This window comes from candidate division TA06 bacterium (assembly GCA_016208585.1).
In the GTDB taxonomy this organism is placed as follows: domain Bacteria; phylum Edwardsbacteria; class AC1; order AC1; family EtOH8; genus UBA5202.
Map to the genome: position 1 here is coordinate 1 of JACQXR010000154.1, position 8,106 is coordinate 8,106.

General features: G+C 47.5%; 11 protein-coding genes. 2 read left to right on the top strand and 9 right to left on the bottom strand.

What is annotated here, in order from left to right; translation table 11 throughout:
- Positions 1-137: 137 nt before the first annotated feature.
- From lpxA to HY768_11105, 9 genes are all read right to left on the bottom strand, one after another.
- Complete coding sequence (gene lpxA, locus HY768_11065) at positions 138-914, bottom strand: acyl-ACP--UDP-N-acetylglucosamine O-acyltransferase (GenBank protein ID MBI4727738.1); 777 nt, start codon at positions 912-914, stop codon at positions 138-140.
- An 81-nt stretch (positions 915-995) separates the two neighbouring features.
- Entirely contained in the window at positions 996-1,361 is a 366-nt protein-coding gene (locus HY768_11070; protein MBI4727739.1) for a four helix bundle protein, read from the bottom strand.
- A 52-nt stretch (positions 1,362-1,413) separates the two neighbouring features.
- Positions 1,414-1,764: a helix-turn-helix transcriptional regulator gene (locus HY768_11075; GenBank protein MBI4727740.1), complete on the bottom strand. Its 351-nt coding sequence runs from the start codon at positions 1,762-1,764 to the stop codon at positions 1,414-1,416.
- Between the two features lie 337 nt (positions 1,765-2,101).
- Positions 2,102-2,815: an SfiI family type II restriction endonuclease gene (locus tag HY768_11080; protein ID MBI4727741.1), complete on the bottom strand. Its 714-nt coding sequence runs from the start codon at positions 2,813-2,815 to the stop codon at positions 2,102-2,104.
- Positions 2,784-3,860 carry a site-specific DNA-methyltransferase gene (locus tag HY768_11085; protein MBI4727742.1) on the bottom strand — a complete coding sequence of 359 codons (1,077 nt, stop codon included), beginning with the start codon at positions 3,858-3,860 and terminating at the stop codon, positions 2,784-2,786. The genes HY768_11080 and HY768_11085 overlap by 32 nt, the downstream gene beginning before the upstream one ends.
- A 256-nt stretch (positions 3,861-4,116) precedes the next feature.
- Complete coding sequence (locus HY768_11090; protein MBI4727743.1) at positions 4,117-5,421, bottom strand: bifunctional UDP-3-O-[3-hydroxymyristoyl] N-acetylglucosamine deacetylase/3-hydroxyacyl-ACP dehydratase; 1,305 nt, start codon at positions 5,419-5,421, stop codon at positions 4,117-4,119.
- Between the two features lie 171 nt (positions 5,422-5,592).
- Positions 5,593-5,907, bottom strand: a complete 315-nt coding sequence (locus tag HY768_11095) for a hypothetical protein (protein ID MBI4727744.1) — start codon at positions 5,905-5,907, stop codon at positions 5,593-5,595.
- A gap of 14 nt (positions 5,908-5,921) precedes the next feature.
- Entirely contained in the window at positions 5,922-6,338 is a 417-nt protein-coding gene (locus HY768_11100) for a hypothetical protein (GenBank protein ID MBI4727745.1), read from the bottom strand.
- 35 nt (positions 6,339-6,373) lie between these two features.
- Positions 6,374-6,790, bottom strand: a complete 417-nt coding sequence (locus HY768_11105; GenBank protein MBI4727746.1) for a hypothetical protein — start codon at positions 6,788-6,790, stop codon at positions 6,374-6,376.
- Between the two features lie 147 nt (positions 6,791-6,937).
- Here HY768_11105 and HY768_11110 point away from each other — a divergent pair, with 147 nt between their 5' ends.
- Complete coding sequence (locus tag HY768_11110) at positions 6,938-7,261, top strand: helix-turn-helix transcriptional regulator (GenBank protein ID MBI4727747.1); 324 nt, start codon at positions 6,938-6,940, stop codon at positions 7,259-7,261.
- Between the two features lie 80 nt (positions 7,262-7,341).
- Positions 7,342-8,106: metal ABC transporter ATP-binding protein (locus tag HY768_11115; GenBank protein MBI4727748.1), on the top strand; the 765-nt coding region annotated here is incomplete at its 3' end.

Sequence of the window (8,106 nt, forward strand, 5' to 3'; positions counted from 1 at the left end):
CACTTCGCGTTGTTGTTGGCTTCGTAATCGCAGCATAATTCCTCCTTTGTTGTCCCTAATTATACCATTTTCTAACGGCCAACGGAAGTGAAATCCGCATGTTTACTGCATATTTGTCACTTCTTTTTCAGTGAAAACTATTTAGTGATCCCCCGTTCCGAGCCTTCGATGAACTCCACCATATGCCTTACCTCCGGGGTCATCTCCATCTCTTCCTTAAGACGGGTCAGGGCCTGGGTGGTGTTCAGGTTCGACCGGAAGATGATGCGGTAGGCCCGGTCCAGCAGCTCCCGCTTTTCCTGGCTGAAACCCCGCCGGGTCAGGCCGATGGTGTTGAGGCCATACATCTTCAAGGGATTGCCGAAGGCCTTGGCATAGGGCAAAACGTCCTTCTGGACCGCCGAAGATCCGCCCACGATGCTGTGGCAGCCCACCCGGGAGAACTGGTGGACCGGGGTCAGCCCGCCGATGATGGCAAAGTTCTCGATGATGGTGTGGCCGGCCAGGGTGGCCGAGTTGGCCAGGATCACATTGTCGCCCACCGTGCATTCATGGGCCACGTGGGAATAGGCCATCAGCAGGCAGTTGTTCCCGATTTTTGTCACCTGGCCCTCCAGGGTGGAGAGGGTGACTGTGACGAACTCCCGGATCACGGTCTTTGCGCCGATGACCAACTTGGTCTTGGCCCCTTTGTATTTCAGATCCTGGGTGTCGCTGCCGAGGGAGGCTCCGTGCCAGACCTTGCAGCCCTGGCCCAGCTCGGTCCATTTGTGGATGGCCACCGAAGAGCCGATGACGCAGCCGTCGCCCAGCGCGCATTCCGGGCCGATGATGGTGAAGGGGCCGACCGTAACGTTGTCGCCGATCCTGGCCGTGGGATCTATAATGGCGGTGGGATGGATCTGGTTGGGCATGTTCTAAATGAAGTAAAGGTTGTAAATGTTGTAAAGGTTGTAAAGGAAGTAAAGGTTGTAAAAGACAAAAAGGTATAGATGTCAGGCTTGGTTTAGACTCAGACGAAGCCGATGAAGAAGAAACCCGACCTCATTGGCCCGTGTCGTCATTTGCTCGTGTTTTTCCTCTGTTATATAACCAAGATCCTTGCTGAGTATCAGAAAATATTTGATCTCTTCCAGAGAACCTTCGGAAATGGTCAGGAACCGACGGAATTCTGCGCGGCTTTTCTTGGAACCCTCGGCTATATTGGCTGCAATGGACATAGCCGCCCGTCTCATCTGCGGAGTTAAACTGAATAATTCATCTTTGGGAAAGCTTTTAGTTATTTTGCACAATTCCAGCACCAAGGCATGGGCCCTTTGCCATACCAACAGATTGGTGAATTTAGGAGAACTATTGGCCATAACAACCTTTCAGTCATTTAAGGCTTTTCCGGCATTTACATCGCGCCGAAGCTCACTCTTTTATCTTATCGTTGATCATCTTTTCAATCTCAGGCAGCTTGTTCAACGGAACCGAATTTAAAATCTTTGTCAGGTTGACGACGGTTTCATTTCGTTTAAGGCTGATCAACGGGTGGGTTTCGTTTTTCGCATCTTTCTTTTCAGGCGTCCAGACCAACAAGTCGTTGGGCGTGCATTGCAATAACCCGCATAGCTTTTCGACCGTTTTTAAATTCAGGGAAGCGATGCGGCTGTTGACGATCCTGGTGGCAAAATTGCCGGAATAACCAAGATTTACCAGATAGCTGAAAGGTTTGTCTATCCCGCGAGCCTTGAATATGCGGCTGAAGTTGAAGGTTAGCATGGTTCTGTCGTTTGTTTTGTGGTTGCCGGAGGCATAGATATGAAAGTTGCCGTTGTTTTACAGAACAAACACGTTTAATTATAAAACAAATTCGCTTATTATCAAAATACAATCATTTTATTAGGGAACAAATACGCTTATTTACAAAAAATGGACATTTTAGTGCGGAAGTCGGTCATTTGTTTATAAAAGTAAACCACTTGTTTATGGGAATGGGTCGTTTGTTTTAGAAAATAATTACTTTGATGTTTGCTAACGTTATTATCAATCCCCTGCGATGCTGGTCTTCTGGCTACCATTGTCCTACACTTCTTGAGGGGAGGATTCTATCCTGACTTTATTCTTGCCAGACATATTCTTCAGGAGCAGGAGGTATTTGTTGGACGCGCCACCGCGCCTTCCGCATCAGTTTTTCAAACGAAAGCCGTGTTCTAAAGTCCTCGCCTCTTTGGGGAGAATTTGGGCCAGCGTTCCATATTGTATCTTGATAAGTTGGGTTGTAGCGCTCCTGTAGCATTCCATTTGGTATCAAAGCAACGGTTGTGTGAACAAGCTGGTTGTGCCCGTTTGCATTGTATTTGTATTTGTATTTAACAAAGGCAGTTGTCGTAAGAAAATGGTCTTCGTTGATTGAAATAATCTTAGGAAGTTTTCCTTGCTCATCAACATTTTGCCCGGCTCGTTTTTGCCTAATGCGCATGGAAATTTGTGATGTCTGTATCCGAGCGACACCAACTCCATTCTTTTCTGCCTTCGAATCGACAAAGAGGGCTTGTTTTATTGCATATTGTGGAAGAAATACATAGCAAGCACGTTTATAATCAATCTTTCCAAATAGCCTTTGATTGACGCGAGAAACGCCCATAACATCTAGCGCTTCTCTTGTTATGTCTTCTCCAATATCTTGTGCTAAATCTGATTCGTTCGAAAAGATTTCCGCTGCAGTTGAACGAAAATCAAATACTGCTTGGGCTACCAGCCGGAGAGTGGCCTTTTCGATTTCCTCCAAACGGTCCAGGTTATCGATCAAAGAGCGGGGGTCTATTACCATTTTCTTCCCTTTCTTTCAAGATTCGTTTAAGTGCAGTCTCAACAGCCTTTTTTTGAAATTCAATACCAATGTAATTCCGATTAGTTCGCATTGCTGCAATAGCGGTAGTTCCGCTTCCCATAAATGGATCAAGAACGGTATCTCCAGAATCCGTTAGCAACCTTATGGCTCTTTGTGGTAGTTCTATGGGAAACATGGCTTCGTGTATATCATTAATCCTTACAGATGGAAACTTCCAAACACCCCTTGATCCCCAATCCTTCCATTCATTATTTGTTAGGCGGTTTCTATCATACCGCGTTATTCCAGGTTTCCAGAATATATACAGGTATTCAAATTCATCCACCGAACGGTAAGAAAGACTAGCCCAGCGCGAATTCCTCCATGCGGCATCTTTTACCCAAACGCGTCTATCGTAGGGGTAGAAACCTGCAGAGAGAGCCCATTCCTCAATTAGGCCGCCAACGATTTTTACTCTCGTTTGTGGTTTGTGTTTGCCTCCTCTAATATTATTGCCATTAAGCCTTCTATCAACAGTTTGTTCGCTACATCTAAGTAATTGGGCAAGTTGCTGGCGTTTATAATTTGGATGTTTCTTAATGGCCTGTAGGACATCTTCTTTGGTAATCGGAGAATTTTTTCTAGATACAACATCCGCTTGTAATCTCGGCATGGAAGCGTCTTTGAAACAGAGAATGTCTGCGATATTAATTGCCAAGAAACCGCCTGGGATAATTACCGAAAAATGTTCTTTTATCACGGTTCTTATAAGCGACTGCCAATCATCAAAGGATAGGCCTGCCTCATATTCTTTGCCGACAAAATATGGTGGTGACCAAATGCTTAATGCGATACTATTTGGTTCAATACTCGATATTGCCAACCTTGAATCGCCATGATAAATCGAATTTGGCTTGAGATATTCCCTCTGGGAATTGTTGTCAGGTTTGCGGTATAGGATGCTCAAACGGTTCTGCAAATCAACAGGTAACCGTAATATATTTGGGGTATTGTTGGTAATTATCTTCGCTGGTGCTATTGTCATGCTCATTCTCCTTTTAGGGGTTCTTCTTCAATGTAGAAAATTACGCTATCTTTTCCAACTCGAATTATTGCTGTCGCTTTTGTCTTGGAGGGGGTGCTCTTTGCCTTCGCTATGCGTTTTCTTCCGCTTTCCGCCGCTTAACGTTCATTCTTGCTATGTTTATTTTGCCCAAATAGTGAGTTTTGGAAGTTGTTGCGTAAATTTTCCTACTATAGGTGGATTTACGCAACTGTTGCATATAGTTTGTCAGTAAACGTCATCTGTCCACTATGGCCGCGGTCAGCTCGGCCTCGCAGACCACCTGGCCGTCCACCAGGGCCTTGCCCGCCATCTTGCAGATGCCCCGCTTGAACGTGACCATGGTCAACTCGAATCTCAGCTGGTCGCCGGGCGCCACCGGCTTGCGGAACCGCACCTTGTCTATGGCCGCAAAGTACAGCAGTTTCTGGTGGTAGTTCTCCACCGAATGCAGGATCATAAACGCTCCGGTCTGGGCCAGGGCCTCCACTATCAGCACCCCGGGGAACACCGGGTGGTCCGGGAAATGTCCCTGAAAGAATGGCTCGTTGATGGTAACGTTCTTCAGGCCCACCACCCGTTTGCCCTCCTCCAGTTCCAGAATCCGGTCCACCAGCAGGAAGGGGTAACGGTGGGGCAGCATTCCGGCGATGGCGTTGATATCGAACACCGGGCCTTTCTTCTGGCGCTCAACCTCGTCGTAAACTTTTTTCAGTTCCTTCACTAACTTGACATTTGAGCGGTGGCCCGATTTTATGGAGATCACGTGGGCCCGCAACGGCCGTCCCAGCAGGGTCAGGTCGCCCAGCAGGTCCAGGATCTTGTGGCGCACAAATTCGTCGGGATAGCGCAAAGGCTCCTTGTTCTCGATTTCCTTTTCCCCGATCACCACCGCCGAGTTCAAACTTCCGCCCTTGATCAGGCCCTGGGCCCGCAACTGTTCCACGTCCCGGGCCAGGCAGAAGGTTCTGGCGTCGGCCAGTTCCTTGTCAAAGGTCTCCCCGCTGATGGCGAAGGAGGCGTACTGGCTGCGCAGGATATGGTGTTCAAAGTCTATGGTAAAGCTGATCCGCAGCTCGTGGCTGGGGCTGGCCACTAATTGGACGCTGCCGTCGTTGATTGAAACCACCTTGGGCAGATCAAAATAAATCCTGGGAGCATCCAATTCCACCGTGCCGGCCTGCTTTAGAATATCCAGAAAGGGGCGGGATGAGCCGTCGCCGATGGGGGGCTCGTTGTTGTCCAGCTCCACCCGGAGGTTGTCTATCTCCAGGGAAGCGATGGCCGCCAGCACGTGCTCCACGGTGTGGACCTTTACCATCTGGCCGCCCACATCCCGGCCCAGGGTGGTGCCCCGGGCGGTCTCCACCACGTATTCAATCAGGGCCGGGATCTCAGGACTTTGGGGGATATCGGTGCGGATGAAAATAATGCCGGTACCGGCCGGGGCCGGCTTAAAGGTGAGGTTGGTCATATTGCCGGTGTGGACCCCGACCCCGGAAAAGCGGGCCTCGTTGACTATGGTCTTCTGCAGTTTGGCCATTAAGAATTTTCTCCCAAAAATAGATTATGTAAACCGTAATAATACCCCAAAACCTCAGGGTTGTCAAATGATTTTACAAGTTGATTTTACAAGATTTAACGTTAAGTAAAAGTAGTTTCAAGAATAAAAAAGAGGGCTGCACTTGCAGCCCTCTTTTAACAAAAATAGTTTCTATTTTGTCTGGTAAACTTCCACGGTTTTTGTTTGCAAAGTCAGCCCGCCAACAATTAAGCCTAACAGAAAATCAACGGTGGTCATTTTTGTCTCAAACCGTACTTTAGAGTTCGCCGGGACCATGCTATCGGTGGTGTTATCACCCAGCGGTACTAAACCCCACAAGGCAAACCAGCAGCGTTTTGAAGCAATTTTTTCTCCAACCGATGAAGTAGGTGCTAACTGAGCATTGCCTCCGACTTTGATGGTGGCGCAGCCAATGAAGGCAAAACAAAAAACCACCAGAAACAATGAGGCAAATAATTTTTTCATATCTCCTCCTTTATTTATTGTTGTGTGACCCATTTTATGGAATCTAGTGCCACTGCAACCATATGCAATTTAGACCAAGAAGTATCTGCTCGTGTGCTGGTTGCCCCGGCTGCTATATTGGATTCCCACGGTACCCAACCATTAACAAAAGTGTATGCAGTTTCTCCCTCAAATAAGAAACCAACTTTTATTTGAACACTGGTAGCCGTGCCGTTGCCTGAATTCTTTAGCGATATTGCGGTAACATATTGCAAAGAATCTACAACCGAACCTGTCATAGCCGAGTCAATAGCGCCGCAAGTAATGCTTGTGACTGACAATGGTGATGTTTTAGGCGTTGGCGTTTCGGTTGGCGTGTCTTTGCTGCACCCAACAAAACCACCCAAAACGATTGCCACAAGAAGCAAGCCAAGGGTAAATAGTTTTTTCATGTTTGGTTTCTCCTTTTTGGTTTTTTAGTTTGTTATTATTTTAACCTTGCTGAAAGCTCTTCCAGCATGGCCTTCTCTAACTGTTCATCGTTTCCTTTTGGCGTCCACTCGTCAGCCAGATTTTTTGCTTCTTTTTCTGCCCGTATTTTGAATTTCAATGGCGTTTTGCTTTCCAATCGCACAGAAATTCTTGTGCGGGAATCATCTTGGTTAAGAAAATCTTTCTTCACTTTCCACGCAGTCCTCAAATAACCAGAAGCAGCGTCAGTTATTTCTAAATCGTATTTTTCGGTGATAACCCCAACAACAATAGACCATGATTGTTCATAAGTGGTCTTTGTTATTTCTGGCAATGTTTTCCATGTGGCCTCCTGTGTTGTGGCACAGTCAATAAACAAGACGCATGCTAAAAGCATAGCGATGGAAATCGATGCCCAAGTTACCCTTTTCATTTTCTCTCCTTTTTTAATTTGTTTTTTTGGGGTGATTTTGTATAGTATACCATATAAAACTATATTTGTCAAGAGAAAAGTATATATAAATAGTGGTATATTTTAAACGGCAATAATGATACCATCATAAAAACAAAGGGCCATTATATGCCGGAAAAGGAACTAAAACTTATCGGTCAGCGAATAAAGGATATTCGTAAGGCAGCGGGTTTAACCCAAAATGCCTTGGCCGAGAGAGCTTGGATGCATTCAAAATATGTGGGCCAGATCGAACGTGGTGAAATAAACAGCACGGTCGAAACTTTAATAAAAGTAGCAAATGCGTTGAATGTGCCTTTGCAAGAACTCTTTTATGTTAGCGACAACAAAGGAAAAGAATTAGTAGTTAAGCGTATTTCTGATAGGCTAAGGATGCAAAAACTAAAAACGCTGGAATTGTTGGAAAAAATGGTGAAGGCGATAGAAAAATAAAGCCGCCCCGAAAGGGCGGCTTTAAAATATTGGTTAAAGCTAATTCCTTGACAAAATATGACCTATTGCTTATAATGAAAATGATCATGGCAGAAAAAACTATACAAAATACTAATTCCTGCGGCTCCTGCTGTACCAAGCTGGTGCAGGTGGGGGTCAAGCTGGGAAACAACGTGATCCTCGAGGACATCAGCCTGCACCTGCACTGCGGCCAACTGACCGCCATCGTCGGCCCCAACGGAGCCGGTAAGACCACTTTGCTCAAGACCATCCTGGGCGAGGTCCCGCACACCGGGCACGTTCATTTTCTGGATTCGGGCCAAAAGCGCCGCGACAAACCTTTCATCGGCTACGTGCCCCAGCGGCTGGAGTTCGACCCCTCGGCCCCGATGACGGTGGCCGACCTGTTCGGCGCGGCCCTGCAAAAACGCCCGGCCTGGATGGGTTTGGCCAAGGTCCAGCGTAAGATAGTGGAAGAATCACTAAATGCTGCCGGGGCCGGGCATCTGCTGAACCGCAAGCTGGGGCAGCTTTCGGGTGGCGAGTTGCAGCGGGTGATGCTGGCTTTGGCCCTGACCCCGCTGCCGGACCTGCTGCTGCTGGACGAGCCGGTCTCCGGGGTGGACATGGCCGGAGTGGAAGCCTTCTATGAAATGGTATCCCAGCTCAGGAAACGCTACCATTTATCGATCATCCTGGTCACCCACGACCTGGCCGCGGTTTCAGGCTTCGCCGACCGGATGATATTCCTGGACAAAAAAATAATCGCCCAGGGCTTGCCGGACCAGGTGCTGGGCCATCCCTTAGTGCAACAGATCTTCGGACGCCTGAAACCGGAGTCAAAC

Bases quoted from the DNA above. Each gene is read 5' to 3' on its own strand.
- HY768_11100 (MBI4727745.1), bottom strand. From the start codon at position 6,338: ATGAAAAAACTATTTACCCTTGGCTTGCTTCTTGTGGCAATCGTTTTG.
- HY768_11085 (MBI4727742.1), bottom strand. From the start codon at position 3,860: ATGACAATAGCACCAGCGAAGATAATTACCAACAATACCCCAAATATA.
- lpxA (MBI4727738.1), bottom strand. From the start codon at position 914: ATGCCCAACCAGATCCATCCCACCGCCATTATAGATCCCACGGCCAGG.
- HY768_11080 (MBI4727741.1), bottom strand. From the start codon at position 2,815: ATGGTAATAGACCCCCGCTCTTTGATCGATAACCTGGACCGTTTGGAG.
- HY768_11110 (MBI4727747.1), top strand. From the start codon at position 6,938: ATGCCGGAAAAGGAACTAAAACTTATCGGTCAGCGAATAAAGGATATT.
- HY768_11105 (MBI4727746.1), bottom strand. From the start codon at position 6,790: ATGAAAAGGGTAACTTGGGCATCGATTTCCATCGCTATGCTTTTAGCA.
- HY768_11070 (MBI4727739.1), bottom strand. From the start codon at position 1,361: ATGGCCAATAGTTCTCCTAAATTCACCAATCTGTTGGTATGGCAAAGG.
- HY768_11090 (MBI4727743.1), bottom strand. From the start codon at position 5,421: ATGGCCAAACTGCAGAAGACCATAGTCAACGAGGCCCGCTTTTCCGGG.
- HY768_11075 (MBI4727740.1), bottom strand. From the start codon at position 1,764: ATGCTAACCTTCAACTTCAGCCGCATATTCAAGGCTCGCGGGATAGAC.
- HY768_11095 (MBI4727744.1), bottom strand. From the start codon at position 5,907: ATGAAAAAATTATTTGCCTCATTGTTTCTGGTGGTTTTTTGTTTTGCC.